The sequence below is a fragment of the Legionella sp. 227 genome, assembly GCF_043161935.1.
Classification (GTDB): domain Bacteria; phylum Pseudomonadota; class Gammaproteobacteria; order Legionellales; family Legionellaceae; genus Legionella; species Legionella sheltonii.
The window spans coordinates 133,138-150,566 of the sequence record NZ_CP171154.1 but is presented as its reverse complement, the minus strand read 5'-3'; the positions used below and the strand labels follow the sequence as shown (position 1 = coordinate 150,566).

Sequence of the window (17,429 nt, the reverse complement as noted above, 5' to 3'; positions counted from 1 at the left end):
ATTATCAAAAATCGTCCATAACCCTCTCCTTTGATGGTCAAATATTGAACTATACTCAGATCTAGGAGATGTCTGATTTGGAACAGCAATGTTATCCCGTGATGTAGTAACAATCATTGATAGTATCAGTGAAAAAATTGAAACAAATAATTTCGAGTCCTTAACATTCGAAGATATTAAAAATGCATGTTTTATGGTGATGGGCCATATAGAACAGTTGAAAAAGAGTAACCTGGTTTCTACAGGAGATAATTCCAAAGAAAAGGAACTGATTGCGTATAAACGTACAGTGATGCACTTAGTCGAGTGGCAAGCACGATTTATTGAAACGAAGAAACACAATGTATTAGGGAATTACATAGCGGATTTAAATTTTTTACGAGAAATGATTTATTCAATACCTGATGTATTAGGTGAGGTATATAAAGAAAAAATCGAAAAAATTAACTTTTGTATTTCCAACATGCTTGTTTTTATTAATAAATTAAAAATCAAATTGAGTGAAGCCAACTGTTTTGATGTTGCTTTAATAGCACATACACAATGTACTCATGAGATTACTTTTTTATATTCCAAATTACTCGAAATTCATCATACTGAAAAAATGCGTTACTCGGTGCTCATAAAAGGATATTTTGAAGCGATAAAGGAAACTTTTGATTTTTATTTTAAAGAAATCACCTATTTTCGTGACCTTGAGATTACCAACGCTAAATGTTTGAGCTATTGTGTGATTAATTATCTTCCTAAAAATGTTCGACACTAAAGTTCTCTCCTCTCCCCTCCATCATCCCGAGTGCAACGAGGGATCTCCTCATAGTAACACTACGCTAAAGCATCAAGATCGTTCACTTTGCTCAGGATGATGGAGCAAGGAGAAGGGCTTTCATCATCTGTGCTGAGTTCTTTAGCTCAGTTGTGTCCTATCGTCATTCATTCTTTTGGTTTACCAATGAATCCTTGTGTGATCCAATTTAAATCAAACGGCCCAAAAAATACTATACTTAATTAAAATACGAACAAGGCGCTGGGCCATGGGAAGCATTCATCTATCACCGGATGAACATTTAAAACGAGTAATGGGCAATCCAAGTGATGCAATTTTAAAACAACATGAGTTATCTGAAGCAACGTATCCTCTTTTGGTGTCTTATCTAGGATGGCTCAGAAGACTTAATGGGATTCAAAATAAAAACGATGTGATTCGTCAAAATGAACAGATTTTTAGTGAATTTATTCATTTATGCGAACACAATCTCCTTTTTTTTCTTACTGTTACGGGACGTTTTGATGTAATCCGTAAACTTTTTGAGGATAAGGATTTATTAGCAAAAGAACGTGCATTACTTGATGAGATAGAAAGGGAGCATGCTAAGGCAGCAGCAGCAAAATTCCAAGATTTTGTTTATGTACCAAGAAAAAAAGAATCTTCAAACTTCCAACAGCCTGAGGAGCCTAAACCTCATCGTCTTCCTGAATCTGAATGGGAAAAATCACTTTATGGTTTAACAAATATGGATTTGTATCAATATTATGAAGAGGAAATGAAACGCATTACCTACGTTCACCATATGAAACAAATTAAATTAATGGATACCACTTATGAGGAACATATTAGCTCAATGCGCAAGGCATTAGACTTAATTGTTGAAGATGAGCATATTAGTGAAGTGAAAAAACAAAAGGCAATTGCCATTTATCAGAGCTTAATCGCAAAAAAAGAAGAAATGGAGACCGAATTAAATCATTTTTCCTCCTTGAATGTAGAGCAATCCGATGTAGCGATGCTGAATATTGAGGATATTGAAAAGCACCGGCAAATTAAAGAGGAAAAATTGAAAGAGGTTCAAGAAATTCTTGACCAATTTTTTGAAGAAATGCGTGATGAATCGCCACAATTAAAAATAATATACAAGGAATATCAGGAGAACATTCAAAATTTTAAAAAGGAAAGTCAAACCATTCAGCTTGAGTGGGAACAGGAGATGCAGACTCTTTCTACTCATTATGAAAATGCGCGTGTACATGCTTTAGAGGATATAAGTTCGAGTTTGAACTTTATCCTCGATGAATTGAAAAAATGTCCTGTCGATGAATTGGATAAAGAACAAGTAAGCAGGCTAGATGTCGGCATACGTCAATTAAAGTTATTTAAAGAGGAGCTTAAAAAAGCAGAAGGTCATGAGGCAACCCAACTCTTATTAAGTCAATGCAATAAAGAATTAGAAACCATTGCGGGTATTGTTCAACCGGTATTGCCAGAAGATGCGAGAAAACGGTTTGAACTGAATGTTAATTTAATGAAGCAAATGATTACTGCATTACCTGAAAAGGGTGCGGATTTTATGATGTTACCCTCCGACCATTCTTCTTTAAAACGAGAAAATTCTGATGTGGGCTCCATAATTTCCACTCCTACTATGCATTTATCTGAAAAACAGCAAGTGGAAAGACAACCTCATATATCTGAGGCAGAACGTCTAAGTATGGAGATGCCTCAAACCGATTCTTTGTTAGCAGAGGAAAAAATTGAAGTAGAGTCCTTTATACCTGTTGTTGAGCATACGAGTGGGGAGATGCCCCAGGTTATAACTCCTAAGGATGATAATCCTCGCGCCCCTCCTTTGTTAGCAAAGGAAAAAATTGAAGTGGAACATCTTAAGCCTGTTGATGAGTTTACTCGCGTGGAGATTTCTCAAGCTCCCCTGCCTAATGATAAAAAGCCGCAAGTGACCTCTTTGCCTGAAGAACAAAGGATTGATGCGAAATTAAGTACACCTGAACAAGAGGTTGATCAGGAGGAACATCAGCCAATCGCAGAAGAGGAAAATCAACACAACGTACATCGGTATCGCTTTTTTATGAACTCCATAAGAGATGGGACAGAATTCATTACCTTTGATCCGGAAAAACAGCGCCATTATGAATCCATGTTAAAAGAATTATCCAGTGTTTTAAACGAATTGCAGGAAGAGTATGGGGCCGAAGTTTCAGCGAAAATAAAGGAGATTGAAATTCTAATTAAAGATGCAAAATCAATAGGATTTGATAGAGCGAACCCAGCTCATATTCAAAAAATTTGTGATGCCTGTGATTTAGGGATAGATTATGAGCCTTTGGATCATATAAAAAACAGCCTTTCCTCAATAATTCAATTAAAAAATAGTCCCCAAAGTAGTGTTGGAATGTAATACTATTTGCGCAACAATTGATTAACTATATCACAGCATGCCTTTTTTTTGGTATAATATGACCTATTTTTTAGGATAGGGAGAAAAATATGTCACCTCAAGAAGAATCACTATGGCAAGCTGTGGCTGAAAAAAAATATGACCAAGTAGAAAAACTGATTACCAAACACCCGGAATTGGTGAATGCAGTAGATACTAATGGACGGTCGCTTCTCAGAAGAGTTGTTCTTGCTGTTGTACCACCATTAGATTTGATTCGTTTTATTGCAAAACAACCTGATCTGATTTTTGAAAATCAAGGTTCTGGGCCGACCCAAACAACTATAGGTGCAATTTTATCTACAGGTCGATCTGATATTCTGCAATTTTTTGCTGGAGATCCGCGCATTATTATGGAAGGTGATCAATTAGCCTACGTCACTGCCAAGAAAAATATGGATAATGCGAAACAAACCAAGCTAGCAGCTTACACTAAAATGTTTGTGATCATTCGCGATACCACCATTCGTCATGCAATAGCGACAGATGAAGCTGCTCTACTGGAGAAATTACAACAAGCAGGAGATAATCTGGCCATAGAGCTAAGCGATGGTACCCTTCCAGTGCGCCTCATTACTAAAGAGCATCCTGCGCCTAAAGCAAAATCATGGTTTCAATCTCAAATCGGCAAAAATGGAGTCAGTGTTGCGACTCATACTGAGTCGTTTTTCAACCATACTCAAGAAATGCAAAAAGCAGAAAAACAAATGGATGAGCTCAATCGAGGTAAGGCTCAGGCTGAAATGAGTTTATTAGGCAAAACTTATAACGGTGCCGTTGAAACTATGGGAAAAGTGGCGTCTTATTTTAGCTTTAGCAATTAAAATAATTTGCTGTCAGGCGAGACAAGGCTACACTTAAAGTTTCCCTTCCTCTCAAAGGGGAACTTTGTTGAAAAAAATAGTTTAGAAGAATACGTTAATTACCAAACCACATATATGTCATTCCCGCCTTTGCGTGAATGACGTACGATTTTTTCAACAAAGCCCCTAAGAGGGGAAGAAGCCCGCTAGGGCGGATGAGGGGAATTTCTTTAATCATTTAATTTGTGCCATAAAAAACCAAGGGATTATTGTACTGTGTGGTATCACCGCGATGTGGAAGGTTTAACTCTTCATTTATATGTGCAGCCAGGTGCCAAAAAAACAGAAATTGTAGGCATTCATGAAGGAGCACTTAAGATCCGTTTAAATACGCCACCCATTGAAGGTCGTGCTAATAAAGCACTGTTGCAGTTTGTTGCACAGCTTTTTAAAGTACCTGTAAGGCAAGTCACCTTAAAACGAGGAGATAAATCCCGACACAAAACAGTTCTAGTTAAGGGGGCCTTGGAAGAGCCTGATAATTTGCTTTGAATCATGACCTAAATTTTGCGATAGTAAATGAAGTCATGAATAAATCCTTACTCTTATGAAAATCGAACAATTTGCTCTTACTTTTAATACTCAAGGTCGTGGAACTGAGGATATTACCCCCGAAGTAACGTCTTTTCTCTCAAACATGACAATAAAACATGGTTTATGCCACTTATTTCTCAAGCATACCAGTGCCTCTTTAATCATTTGTGAGAATTATGATCCCCAAGTTCGTAGGGATCTGGAAAACTTCTTAGTCCGATTAGTTCCTGATGGCGATCCTCTTTTCAAACATGTCATTGAAGGAAAAGATGATATGCCCGCACATATTCGTACGGTCTTAACTCAAAGCAGCTTGACTATTCCGATATACGACGGGAAATTAGCTTTGGGTACATGGCAAGGAATTTATCTTTATGAGCATCGATATCAACCACAACAACGGCATTTGCTTATTACTGGTGTAGGAGACTAGTCCCATTTTTGGTATACTGTAAGTCTTTGAATAGGAAAAATATGAGTTCACTACCTCAATGCCCTAAATGTAATTCAGAGTATACTTATGAAGATGGAAATCAATTAATTTGCCCAGAATGTTCTTACGAATGGGCGAAAGATGCCGCAGAAGAGCAAAGCCAGAATGAACAACGCATTATTAAAGATGCGCATGGGCAAGTTCTCCAAGACGGAGATACAGTGACTGTAATTAAAGATTTAAAAATCAAAGGTTCGTCACAGGTAGTAAAAGTTGGCACGAAAGTAAAGAACATTCGCTTGGTCGAAGGTGACCATGATATCGATTGTAAAATTGAGGGTATTGGTGCCATGAAATTAAAATCTCAATTTGTTAAGAAGGGATAAATGGAATGCATAAGCCACTACACATTACTTTTTTATTTTATGAAGGAATGACGGCTCTGGATGCAATTGGCCCTTATGAGGTGCTTAGTCGCTTACCAGAAGTTGTAGTGCACAGAGTGGCCTTGAATCAGGGACCAGTAGGTACGTGTTCGGGGCTTACTCTCATTGCTGAGCATGCATTAAACGATATTTCGCATACTGATGTTCTACTGATTCCGGGCGCAGGTAATGCGACTGCATTACGTGAGTGTTCTGAAATACTCACGTGGATTAAAAAAATTCATGTAAATACTTTATGGACTACTTCAGTGTGCACTGGGAGTTTGATCCTGGGGGCAGCAGGAGTTTTGTCAGGGGTTAAGGCAACAACCCATTGGGCAGTGATGAATCGGCTAAGCCATTGGGGAGCCATTCCTACTCATAAACGATTTGTCGAAGATGGAAAAATCATTACTGCCGCTGGAGTATCGGCGGGTATTGATATGGCTTTCTATCTTGCTGCGAAACTTACCGATGAAAACATCGCACAAAGTTTACAACTTGGTCTCGAGTATGATCCTGAGCCTCCTTTTAATTCAGGATCACCAGACAAAGCATCTAAAGTGTTGGTAGAATCTCTTCGTGAACGTTTAAAAAACAGATTTGAACCAGAGTAATTAGGAAATTCCTCAGCTCGGGCTAAAGAGCTGCGTTTTCGAGCACCGAAACGCAGCATATTTGAAGTAATGATCTACATATCTAGGGTAGTACATAGATTATCAAAGCAATTAATCCGGCGATGGCAATTATTGGATGGACAATTACTACTACCTTCGGAATCGGTTTCCCTTTCTTAGCAAGCGATACGAAGGTTAATCCGCCTAATGCAGCAACAATTAAGATGATGAAGCTAACTCTAAGGATTAACGCCTGTCCTGTCATAAAAGCAAGCATGTAAACGATTATAATGACCAATCCTAATCCTGCACAAATTCCGTGGAGGGTTTTCACAGCGTGATTAACAGGCCTATCTTGTAGTACCGCTGTTAAAAGAAAGAGGCCACCGAGTGCTGCAGCAAGAAACAAAACGATAGCAAGTATTAACATATAACCTCCTGTTTAGAAAAATGATCTTGCTTAGTAAGATTGTAGCTCGTATTAGCACCGAGAACTACGCAAATGAACCTTTAATCCAGATTACGTCTGTGTGTAATCTGGTCGAGCCACTTAGAATCATTTTGTAGCTTGGTATCTCTTGAATTCAGCGAAGCATCATAAAGTCATTGCATACAAAATTGTTATCTCTCACGGGAAGATCGCTCTCTAATCGAACCCAAACTCACTCAAGGATGATTTCCCGCTTACGCGGGAATGGCTCTGTTACTTAATTTAACCGCAGCGAGACTGTTACTCAGGTGTCACATAATTTTGTTTTGGTTTAGGAAGATCGATGAGTTCATTTTCCAGCGTCTCTCCCAAAGTATCTTTTTTCTGGGTAGGAGAAAATTTGATGCCCGGAGCCGGATTTTTCAGTGCCTCTGTTAAACTGATAAATTTATATCCATTCTTTTGATACATTTCCAAAATATCGCCTAATACATAACTATTTAAAAGGTTCGCATGAATTAATAAGATTTGTTTTCTGCCTTTACCCTCTTTCTCGGCTCGTAATGTTTGTTTCCATATATAGGCCAGATAACGCGGTTTTATTTTTTGAATGTAGTTCACGCGTGAGCGATAAGGGACTTTATAAAGCATTTCGTTAAAGTCAAAATCTTTAGAATCAATGGTGACGGGGGCAATCGTGTAATCATGCTTTTTAAGATAATCATATACTTCCTGTTTTTTGCCTTTATTGCCTTCCGCCAGATAGGGGTAACGGAAATATTTGGGTGTGGTCATTATCGGGGTAAGAATTTTATCCGCACGATCAATATCAGCGATGTATTTTGCAGCGCTGATTTGATCCAGGTCATAATGTGAATAAGTATGATTACCTAACATAAAACCTGCTTTTCGAAATTGTTCAAGAAATTCCCATTGACCCTTTTCTATAGCTCCTGCAATCACAAAACCTATCACTGGAACATTATATTTTTGGAATGTTTGCACAATTGCAGTAAAACGTTCGGTGGAGCGCTGCCGATTTCCTGGGTTATTCATTCTTGAAGCAACAAGAGGTAGGTCATCCATAGTAATCGCGATTTCTTTTTCATCAGCAAAACAAACCGAAGAAAACAAGGCCATAAAAAGAAAGAATAATTTAAGCATCGATATTCCTTATCAAGTTCTAATAACATGGATGGTAACATAATTTGATGAATACATTAAAAGAAGATGAGGCAACTGTAAACTCTATGATTTTATTCTTTGTGATTCATTGTGGGTGAGAGGGGCAGGTTGAGGAGGCATTTAGCGCAGTCAATACCCTCAACCGCCTTAACTGTGCAACCGGAATGATGGGTAACACTTTAAACCGGGATGATAGGTAACAGAATAAAATTTCTAGGCCCTAAAGTGTTACCTATCATTCCGGTTGCACATATGTTCTAAAAATTTTTACATTGATACACATAAAGTGCATATTGCTTATGCCTAAAAGTATAAGTAGTGGTAGGTAGCTTTTGACAATGATCAAAATATTTTTCCAAACAAATTGACCTGTCATAGCGATCAATATAGAACGCCTCTTTTAATGTTTTGTCTGTAATTCGTTGATTGATGTCATTACCCCATAATGCATATTGATTTTTTGCGGTGCCACAGCCTAAAGTATAAATGGTAGGTTTATTGTGAAGGAAAAAGAGCATGCGTGCTGCAAACCAGCCGGAAGTGAAAATTGTGTCCGGTAATTTAGGGTTTGTAGCATTAAATTTTTGAATTAAATGATAGAAAACAAGTTTTTTTGAGTTGAATAAATTAAATTTTGACGTATTGTCAATTAAAACAAAAAGACTAATTACGGCATAGGAAGCGATCAAAGCCATTGCCAATTTTCGGTAATGAAATGTGGTGAATCCATATCCCAATAAAAGCGCGCTGCTCATTAAATAAGGTGTAAGCCAAAAATCTCTAATCTCCGCTTTGCTTGCTGTATATAAGTAAAAACCGAGGAAAGTGAAACAAATAATCCGACATAACTTCACCATCAGTGCTTTTTTCTCATCCAACTCTTTATTTCGCACAAAAAAGGGAGGAAGAAGCATGATGTTCAAGGATGGAACAAATATGCTGGAAAAGGTTTTGATTGTATGGAGAAAAGGAGACGTTGAAAGATTGAGTTTGTGGGTGGTTAACTGGTAAATAAATGATTGCCAGTGATTTTGATAATTCCAGAAAATAACCGGGCTAAAAATAATGATGGCAAGAAAAATAGCAAAATAAAAATGTTTTGTTTTAAAAATTGAACGGTACGGAGTGGAAATTAAAAAAATGAGTAGCGAAAGAATTAAAACAATGCCCGTGTATTTGGATAGCATCATCAGTCCGGCACTGATCCCTATAAAATAGAGATCCCTTGTTTTACTCGTTTGGATAAATTTAATAGTGTAATAAAGGGTGAATGCCCAAAATAAAATAAGCGGGGTGTCATAGGTAGTTTGTTTCAATATATCGCGGGTGACCAGCGGTGAAAAGAGCCATGACAGCATTGCGATGCAGCTTGCTTCGTGGGATAAAAAAAATCGGCCGCATTTATAAATAATGCCACATGTGACTGCAGTTATGGTAATGCCCACAAAACACAAAGCAAAGAGATTATGGCCAAATAATGAAGTTGAAAGCCTAATAAAATAAGCAATCATTGGAGAGCCATCATAATAGGATAAGGCGAGGTGTCGGCTCCAATCCCAATAATAAAAAGTATCAAGCGACAAGATGTTTATTGGTGCTATCAACAATAAAAGAATAAAATAAAGAATGAGATAGGGATAAATTTTTTGCAAATTAAAGAAGTCCCTTGAAATTACCTTGCTTTTGGACATGCCGAGTCTATTCCTTCCACTTTGGACATGGGATGAACTGATCCCCTGCCGATTCCGAATCATGAACAGCGCTACCTTTAATGACTATGAACAAATTTTTCTGCCCATATATGACGAGAATAAGCATAGTAATTTAATAGCGACATTAAACCTATGCCTGCACCCATGATGATATTTTCTCGCAAGGGTCCCTCACCAAAACAAAGGATACCAAACCGCAGCCAAAAACTTTGCAGGTTAATAATAAAAACTGAGTAGAGGGTAAATAGGAGCAGACGTTTTAATTTTAACGACCAAGCTGTTTTATTTTTGTCAGCAAAAGTAATTTTATTATTCAGAATAAAATTATTAATAATTGCTGCACATACTGCAATTTGTGCGGCTTGAAAAGGAGAAAATTGAAAATATTCACGCAGTATATTATAAGTAATAAATTGTACAGCGATACCCAAAGAGCCAACAAGGCACATTTTTAAATAGCGCCTGATTTCATGATACCGTAGTGTAAAAACAACGCGTAATGAATCAACAATGCTGTTTTTAGGCAGTTTGCTGTATCCTTCATTTCGATCGATAAAATCAATGGGATATTCACGAATTTTTGCTTTGTTTTTATGCAAAAGCCATAACAGTTGTATTTTATATGCGTAATGGTTCGTAAGGAAGCTACGAGGTAGAATTTTTAAAAGCTGTTGTCGTCGAGTAGCCCGAAAACCGCTGGTAAAATCCTTATACTTAGGAGTAAGAACGGCTCTAGCAACATAATTACCTAAGATAGAGAATAACTTACGATGAAATTCCCAATCCTTAGGAATGCTGCCGCCTTTTACATAACGGCTGCCCAATACACAATCACAGGTTTGCAACATGTCCAACATAGGGAGAATGTACTTGGGCTGATGGGAAAGATCGGCATCAAATTCAAAAATGATCTCAGCATCCAGAGAGGTTAAAGCATAATTCATGGCTTGCAAATAAGCAGAGCCAAGCCCGGATTTTGTTTTTTCGTTGCATAAATGTAAATTTGGATAATTATTTTGTAATGCAGCAACGATTTGTTGGGTGTTATCTGTAGAGTCACTATCAAAAATTAAAATATGTATTTCATAGCGCGCTGTTGTCTCTACCGATGCAAAAACTTGTTCTATTGTCGTTTGAATGACTGACGCTTCATTATAGGTTGGAATGATAATAACTACTTTCTCTTTTTTTGATGAATTCATTTCGTTAAAATCAGATGAATTACTTGCATCAAGAATCAACTTTATATCTCGGATTTATGGACATTTGGGCAGTGAGTGTATCAATTAGTTTTTAGAAAAAAAAGGGGGTACTTCTGTTCTTAAATTTTTTTCCTTGATTTCGAGTTTGCAGCATTTTTTCTATTTTTTAACTATTTTTTTTCAGAAACTTAACACTATTGTTTTAAGCTGTTTTTGGTAACTCGTAGTACAATTGAGCCATTCATCTCACTTCACCTGAATGATTTTTTATGGGAAAAACAAAAATAAGTCTCATAAAACATACTTTTTTTAATAATTCATTTAAAAAAATTGATTTTTCTTTCAAAGAAGAAGATTTTAATTTGGATCGATTAAAGTCTGAACTGTCATCGTTATATCAAATAGTTGTCTCGAATAAATCTCTTTGGAATGAAGATCATTTTACCGTGCTTTATTTGTACTTTCTGTGCGATTTATTGATTTCTTATTACCAATTGGATTATGTTGGCTCTGATTTGGAGAAATTTAAAAAACTTCGTCAAGACCTCGAAACACTTTATAAAGTAACTCCTGTGCAAAAACAAAAATCGATTGATGGTTTGCCTGAGTTTATAGTAGAGAAAATACGGTCGAATTTGTCTTCATTAACCAGTATTTCTAAATTGCGCACATATTTCGGCAATATAAATACGTTCCGTTCTCAATTTTCTTATAGCCGCGGTTTTGCAAACTATGCAATTATTTATCTTCAAAAAAGTTCTTTTTCTGAGATAATTCAAGACCTTAATAAGTTACTTGGTAATCAGTACAGCTTTATCGAAGGGATTAACTTTTTAAATAAATCTCGTGAAGCCATTACGGATTTGGGTATTTTTCTCTATGCACTTCGTTTTCTTATTAATATGATTCTTTTGATGAAGCATATTATCGAGTCTGCAATAAGTGATGAATTATCAACAAAAAAAGTATTGCAGCAAGAACTGGAAAAGCGTGGCTTTACTATGGCGAGTGATTTGGTATGGTCTGTAGTCGGGTTACTTACTACCTATAATAAGTTTTTTCATATTGCAGAATCAGCTGCCTCAGTAATAACCCTCGCATTTCTAACGTTTGACACGCTTTTATATTTAGCCCAATGGCTTTTCGAAGCCAGCAAATATCAAAATCGTTTACAGGAGTTACAGGTGCAACTCAGAGATGCAACCCCTTTTGAACACGCGGTTATTCAACGACAAATCGATGTGTTAAATGACGAATGGGAGGCTCAATGCACCTATTTTACAATCAACATTCTTGCTGCAAATTTAATTGCCACCTGTTTTGCCATCAGTTTGTTATGCACAGGTCCACTGTCTTTGGCAGGACTCGCACTGTTTAGTTTGCTGGGTAATGCTATGTATAATACTGCGGAAGAATACAAAAAATATCAAAAATCTTTAATTGCGGTACGGCGTGAATTGGCAAATGGTGCAGTTTTAGATGATCAACATCATCACCAACTTTTAAAAAAATTGAATGCTGAATGCGACAAAAATTGTCTTGAATTTTGGAAAACCTTAGCTTTTAATGTGGGAGGAATCGCCTTTATTATCACTGCAGCCGCAGCATCTTGGCCAGTTGCTTTGGGTTTAACCTGTCTCTATGTGGCTTATCGATTATACGATGTGTATCAAAAACAACATGATATTAAAAACGATACTCAAGATGTTTATCGCCTTTTAAATCAGGATGAATCGCAACAAACAACTTTGGTATTTGCTTAAGGTCTGTTCGTCCATTTCCCCCGCCACGTCATCCCGAGCGCAATGAGGGAACTCCCCGCAGTAGCTCGGTGTGATGATAGGAAATCCCTTGATGTACTCGGGAGGACGAACAGACCCGATTACAACATGACAGCAATGCCTAAATTGACGTAATGCATAAAACCACCTAAATAATTGTATAACTGTTGTCCTCCACTGAGATTCAATACAGTATTAGGGAGTGCTAGAAATAAGATGCCCCCATCAAAGTTAAAGCCCGCACTTTGATTCGCGCTAATTTTACTTTGACCATAGACCTCTACATAAAGAGAAACTTTGGCACTTGGTGAGAAACCCAAAGAAATATCAGGGTTGATTGTATTGAAATAATTGCCGCCACTCAGTTTGGGATCACTGAGTCTGCTTATACCCAGTTGTCCGGTAATGCTAAATTGATCGTTAATTTCATAGTAGGCAATCCCATTGAAGGTGATACCCCAGTGATTGCTGCCATAAGCAGCACTTCCAGTCGGCGTATCGGCAATTCCTTGCAAGGCAAAGACCCAATCATTTTTATAGGTGATGGTGTGTTTTAAACCAAAGCGAATATCCGTACTTCCTGTTCCTGGAAAAGTTTTTTGATCAATGTAGGTGGATGGAAGAACAAAAAGTTCATTATTTGCTGGTAAACCCATACGAATATTCGCATTAGGAACATTTTGTTGGACACCTGCATGATAAGGCAATTGTTGATCAATGTAGTTTAATTCAGTGAATACCTTTTTAAAGGGAATGGAACAAGGGCTATTCACGTTACTCGGAGCACTTATAAGATTTAATAAATCAGAGCAAATATCATTATCGGCAATTGCAGTAAATGGGGTTGCAGTAAGAATGCAAAAAACAATTTTAATTGTATTACTGTTCAAAACTCATTTACTCCATTAGATAGGCATTAAAAATGATTTCGTGCCCCCGAAATTTTTACAACATTAACCTCGTCATCCCAAGTCCAACATGGGATTTCCCATCCTAATACCGTATGCCACATCATGAGGAGCCCTCGCTGGACTCGGGATGACGTGGGGCAGAGTCCTAAGAGCACGTCATTTGAGCTAAAAAAGTAGAATGCAAATAGACTCTATATACTACAAAAATACTCTAAACTATGTATATAAAATTATAATTTTAAGGATTAAATTATGGCTGTTACAACTGGATTATCTGGGAATGAAATATATTGTTTACAGCTTAAAAATTACTCTCCAGGAACTATAGTTGTTGGAAATAGTGTTCATTCTTTGGGGGTTATAGGCAGTGTCGGTTCTGGTTTTAAAGCGATATTAGGTGGTGAGTTAACGCAGATTACTTCACTTATAGAAGAGGGTAGGGAAACTGCATATAAACGAATGTTAGAGGAGGCTGTTAGCAAAAATGCAACAGGGATCACTGGAGTCACCAGCCAATTAATAATGCATGGAGCCAATATTGAATTTTTATCAATAGGTTCGGTGATTTATGCTGACAGCGGGGCTGATAAGAACAAGTTTTCAACTTCAGCAGATGGACAGGAATTATATGCCCAGCTTGATGCCGGGTACAAACCAATTTGTTTTGCTTTTGGCAATGTAGCCTATTCTATGGGCTTAGGTCGAGGGATAATTGGCAGTTTAAAAACGTTGGCTCGGGGTGAAATCAAGGAGTACTCTGATATTTTCAATAAAACCAGGCACTTGGCCTTAAATCGTATTATCGCCCATGCGCGACAATATAAAGCGAACGCAGTACTGGGTATTAAGACAACCGTTCTTCCGTTTGGTGGCGTCAGTGAAATGCTGATGATAGGAACTGCTTCGCAAAATCCGCAATTAATCACGGCTATGGATAATGATGTAGTTACTAGTGACATGACGAATATTGAAATGTGGAATATGGCGCGTTTAGGTTATGCTCCTATGAAGTTACTTTTGGGTACATCGGTTTATTCTTTAGGATTAGTAGGTGGAATTACCTCTGCAATTAAAGCATTTGTCCGCGGAGAAATTAATGAGCTGACGCGGTTGATTTATCAAGCCCGCGAAAATGCCTTGGCAATTATCAATGAAGAAGCACAGGCCATAGGGGCAGATGATGTGGTGGGCGTTAAAACCTATGTGTATCAATTAGGGAATGGCTTAATTGAGTTTCTTGCCATAGGTACCGCCGTCAAAAAGACCAACCGTACTAAAACGGAATCAGAGCAATTGCCGCCTCAGGCAATTATTGTCGATAAAGATACTTTTTATGATTCAACTAACTTAAACAGCCTGGCTGTTAATGTGAACACGGGAACCAAACCGATTAATAGAGGGAATTTATCTCTCTTGGCTCCTTTATTCATCATAATCGCTTTAATAGTCATTCAATTTCTTATGAGGCGATAACTTTCTTGTTATTTGTTTTTTAGCTCATACTTTCTAACATCTTTAGAAATTATAAGCTATTATTCAAACACCTCTAATCATAAAAGGAATGAATCATGTCAGAACATTCTATGGGACAATTCTGTTGGAATGAGTTAGCTACTGCCGATGTACACAAGGCGAAAGAGTTTTATAGCAAAGTACTAGGCTGGCAATTTAAAGAAATCCATTCTGACGAAACGATGACTTATACGCTGATACAAACTAAAGATAAGGATGTTGGTGGTATGTGGCAAATTCCGGCAAATCAACAAAAAGAAATACCCCCACATTGGATGGCTTATATTCTGGTGAATAATCTTGCAGATACTCTGGCAAAATCAAAGCAAAACGGAGCTCATGAGGTAAAAGGAGTTACTCAGGTAGGCGATATGGGTAGTTTTGCAATTATTAAAGATCCTACAGGTGCTCACATCGCATTTTGGGAAACTCAGAGTAAGTAACGGTTTTGTTATTGCCGCGGGTTTAAAAATTCTCCTCCCCATGATTTGGGGAGGAGTACGGTGAGGGGCACTGAATTATGGCCTCATCCGCCCTAAAGGGCGCCTTCTCCCCAGGAGGGAAAGGAAACCTCCTAATATTGAATCCAATCTTGTTCGGGTAAATTTTCCATAGGTAAGAGTTCATAAGTTTTAAAGACATCCCCGTCTCGAGATAAAAGAATCGCGATAGGGCGGGTTTTTTCAAAATGAGCAAAGATAATCATCATCATTACGGTAATAGGCACTGAGAGAAACATGCCTAATATTCCCCATATCGCGCCCCAAACTGCTAAAGCAATTAAGATGACTAAGGGACTTAGATTCAATGAGTTACTTAAGTAACGTGGCTCAATTAAATTTCCTACAACAAATTGAACTGCGCCTAAGCCTATAATGATTTCAGTAAAAGGAATCCATCCGGTAAATTGGACAATCGCAAGTGAGGCTGGGAAGGCAATCGCGATAATCGCGCCAATATTGGGAATAAAATTGAGGAAAAAGATAAGCAGAGCCCAAAATTCCGCGAAATCTAATCCAACCCACTTCATAATAATCCAACTGGCAATGGCAGTGCTGATACTCAAAATGGATTTCAAACCCAAGTATGTCTGGGTGTTATTAACAATGTGAATAATGATGTTGTTAATCAGTAGGCGTCCTTCTAATGTAGGGAACAACGCATCGATTTTTTTTAGGAAAAAATGCTGCTCCACAAACAAAAAAGCCACATACAATAAAATGAGTACAGTTGAACTTGCTAAAGTAGTGAATACTCCATAAACATTAACAATAATGGTTTGCAGGTTTAGGGTTTTGATCATGCTGTTAATACTTGCTAACAGTTCAATATGAAATTTTCGATCAATGTCGTTAGAAATTGTTAATAAATGCTCTTGATAGCGACCTGAAGCTGCGATGACATTATTTACATTATTGGTAATGATATTAATAAAAACAAAAACTAAAACAGCAACGATTGTAAATGCAAAAATCATACTGAGCCAATTGGGCAGAAGGGCGCCTAATTTTGGTATTTGCTGAATGATGTTACTGATGGTATTGAGAAGATTCCAAATAAAAACCGCAATGACCAAAGGAATCAGCACATGGCTGCCTACAATAAGAAAGTAGCCGACTATCCATATGATAATTAATCCGGATGTAAAAAGAACGATGCGGCTCATGGGCTCACTCCTGAAAAATGAGTTGGCTGAGCAGAGAGGGGTTTATTTCAAATACATCGCGCATAAGACAATTCCTTTTGAAATTTTTTAATTCATTAATAGTAGCACTGTTGGATTAGGATAAGAATTTAAAAATAGAGATTATAAAATGAGGAAGTGATTTACTCTTAGCATGGATTAAGCGAAGTCGTAACCCGGGGTAAGTCCATATAATTCCCGGGTTGAATTACACTTCGCTGCTCTCAAGCTACAAGTAAAATTTTTTATATTAGAATTTCATTGAGAAGCAGCTGCATGGGTCATCCTCAGAATCGCTAGGAGACTTTTTGGGCATGAGATCGCGTTTTGTAGTGTTAAATTGTTTCCTAAAATCCTCTTTTAAGCCAAGAGTGCTTTTCTCCACTTCAAAGAATGGCTGAAACTCAAGATATTCCACGAGGGCATTGAAGTATGCTTTGAACTTATTCCAAATGCCAGGAGCTGCCATTAAGGTTGGCTCGTAACTCAAGATAGCTGATCGACATTCTTCAGCAAATTCTCGACAGTAAAACGCGTATTGAAAGACATTCATCGGTTCATTGGTGTTTTTGTTGAAGGTTTGCTGTATTTCATCTAACCTAGCATCGAGTTGTTGTAACGCATTGATGATGTCTTTAGAATGGTTTTCATTTGCTTCAGCTTTTAATTCAACCCTCAAATCACGAACTGTATTATAGATGTCGGGCTTGGATGAACCAAATTTTTTTAATCCGGCTTTCACTTGATCCGCTTTCTTTGCACCCCAATTCCACTTAAAAAATGCCATTTTATCACCTCATTACTTTACATTAAAAATTTTATCTTTCTTTGTTGTCGAGAAAATGTAGCTCACTTTAGCACAAACAGATCTTAAAATAACGATTTATTTCAAAAAAAGAGCATTTGCAGG

Annotated in this window: 17 protein-coding genes; 10 read left to right on the top strand and 7 right to left on the bottom strand. The window is 37.4% G+C overall.

What is annotated here, in order from left to right; genetic code table 11:
- Window positions 1-88 precede the first annotated feature (88 nt).
- The 7 genes from ACF8MK_RS00650 to ACF8MK_RS00620 all read left to right on the top strand — a co-directional run bounded on the left by ACF8MK_RS00650 (window position 89) and on the right by ACF8MK_RS00620 (window position 6,102).
- Window positions 89-766, top strand: a complete 678-nt coding sequence (locus ACF8MK_RS00650) for a hypothetical protein (RefSeq protein ID WP_392537745.1) — start codon at window positions 89-91, stop codon at window positions 764-766.
- A 268-nt stretch (window positions 767-1,034) separates the two neighbouring features.
- Window positions 1,035-3,191, top strand: coding sequence for a hypothetical protein (locus ACF8MK_RS00645; RefSeq protein WP_392537744.1), 2,157 nt, complete (start codon window positions 1,035-1,037; stop codon window positions 3,189-3,191).
- A gap of 89 nt (window positions 3,192-3,280) precedes the next feature.
- Window positions 3,281-4,054: a hypothetical protein gene (locus ACF8MK_RS00640; protein ID WP_392537743.1), complete on the top strand. Its 774-nt coding sequence runs from the start codon at window positions 3,281-3,283 to the stop codon at window positions 4,052-4,054.
- Between the two features lie 255 nt (window positions 4,055-4,309).
- Entirely contained in the window at window positions 4,310-4,585 is a 276-nt protein-coding gene (locus ACF8MK_RS00635; protein WP_392537742.1) for a DUF167 domain-containing protein, read from the top strand.
- A gap of 55 nt (window positions 4,586-4,640) precedes the next feature.
- Window positions 4,641-5,060 (top strand): secondary thiamine-phosphate synthase enzyme YjbQ, encoded by a 420-nt coding sequence (locus ACF8MK_RS00630; protein WP_265703024.1) that lies wholly within the window; start codon window positions 4,641-4,643, stop codon window positions 5,058-5,060.
- 41 nt (window positions 5,061-5,101) lie between these two features.
- Window positions 5,102-5,446 carry a zinc ribbon domain-containing protein YjdM gene (locus tag ACF8MK_RS00625; RefSeq protein ID WP_265703023.1) on the top strand — a complete coding sequence of 115 codons (345 nt, stop codon included), beginning with the start codon at window positions 5,102-5,104 and terminating at the stop codon, window positions 5,444-5,446.
- A 5-nt stretch (window positions 5,447-5,451) separates the two neighbouring features.
- Window positions 5,452-6,102, top strand: coding sequence for a DJ-1/PfpI family protein (locus ACF8MK_RS00620; protein WP_392537741.1), 651 nt, complete (start codon window positions 5,452-5,454; stop codon window positions 6,100-6,102).
- An 82-nt stretch (window positions 6,103-6,184) separates the two neighbouring features.
- Here ACF8MK_RS00620 and ACF8MK_RS00615 read toward each other — a convergent pair whose 3' ends face one another.
- From ACF8MK_RS00615 to ACF8MK_RS00600, 4 genes are all read right to left on the bottom strand, one after another.
- On the bottom strand, window positions 6,185-6,532 hold the full coding sequence (locus ACF8MK_RS00615) for a hypothetical protein (protein ID WP_392537740.1): 348 nt from the start codon (window positions 6,530-6,532) through the stop codon (window positions 6,185-6,187).
- 300 nt (window positions 6,533-6,832) lie between these two features.
- The gene (locus ACF8MK_RS00610) at window positions 6,833-7,696 is read right to left on the bottom strand and encodes a polysaccharide deacetylase family protein (protein WP_265703020.1); all 864 of its coding nucleotides are present in this window, start codon (window positions 7,694-7,696) and stop codon (window positions 6,833-6,835) included.
- A 278-nt stretch (window positions 7,697-7,974) separates the two neighbouring features.
- Complete coding sequence (locus tag ACF8MK_RS00605) at window positions 7,975-9,408, bottom strand: glycosyltransferase family 39 protein (RefSeq protein WP_392537739.1); 1,434 nt, start codon at window positions 9,406-9,408, stop codon at window positions 7,975-7,977.
- 77 nt (window positions 9,409-9,485) lie between these two features.
- Window positions 9,486-10,670, bottom strand: coding sequence for a glycosyltransferase family 2 protein (locus ACF8MK_RS00600; RefSeq protein ID WP_392537738.1), 1,185 nt, complete (start codon window positions 10,668-10,670; stop codon window positions 9,486-9,488).
- Window positions 10,671-10,900: 230 nt separating this feature from the next.
- On the opposite strand from ACF8MK_RS00600, the gene ACF8MK_RS00595 reads away from it, so the two are divergent.
- The gene (locus tag ACF8MK_RS00595; RefSeq protein ID WP_392537737.1) at window positions 10,901-12,394 is read left to right on the top strand and encodes a hypothetical protein; all 1,494 of its coding nucleotides are present in this window, start codon (window positions 10,901-10,903) and stop codon (window positions 12,392-12,394) included.
- A gap of 119 nt (window positions 12,395-12,513) precedes the next feature.
- On the opposite strand, the gene ACF8MK_RS00590 is transcribed toward ACF8MK_RS00595, so the two are convergent.
- Window positions 12,514-13,302, bottom strand: a complete 789-nt coding sequence (locus ACF8MK_RS00590; protein ID WP_392537736.1) for a transporter — start codon at window positions 13,300-13,302, stop codon at window positions 12,514-12,516.
- A gap of 273 nt (window positions 13,303-13,575) precedes the next feature.
- Between ACF8MK_RS00590 and ACF8MK_RS00585 the strand changes: the two genes are divergently transcribed.
- Together ACF8MK_RS00585 and ACF8MK_RS00580 are read left to right on the top strand one after the other, a co-directional pair.
- Window positions 13,576-14,796: a heavy metal-binding domain-containing protein gene (locus ACF8MK_RS00585; protein WP_392537735.1), complete on the top strand. Its 1,221-nt coding sequence runs from the start codon at window positions 13,576-13,578 to the stop codon at window positions 14,794-14,796.
- 95 nt (window positions 14,797-14,891) lie between these two features.
- A complete protein-coding gene (locus ACF8MK_RS00580) occupies window positions 14,892-15,278 on the top strand; it encodes a VOC family protein (protein ID WP_392537734.1) in 387 nt (128 codons plus the stop codon).
- A 131-nt stretch (window positions 15,279-15,409) separates the two neighbouring features.
- Here the strand turns inward: ACF8MK_RS00580 and ACF8MK_RS00575 are convergent, their stop codons facing one another.
- Both ACF8MK_RS00575 and ACF8MK_RS00570 read right to left on the bottom strand, forming a co-directional pair.
- The gene (locus tag ACF8MK_RS00575; RefSeq protein ID WP_265703014.1) at window positions 15,410-16,501 is read right to left on the bottom strand and encodes an AI-2E family transporter; all 1,092 of its coding nucleotides are present in this window, start codon (window positions 16,499-16,501) and stop codon (window positions 15,410-15,412) included.
- A 268-nt stretch (window positions 16,502-16,769) separates the two neighbouring features.
- The gene (locus ACF8MK_RS00570; RefSeq protein ID WP_392537733.1) at window positions 16,770-17,306 is read right to left on the bottom strand and encodes a hypothetical protein; all 537 of its coding nucleotides are present in this window, start codon (window positions 17,304-17,306) and stop codon (window positions 16,770-16,772) included.
- Window positions 17,307-17,429 lie beyond the last annotated feature (123 nt).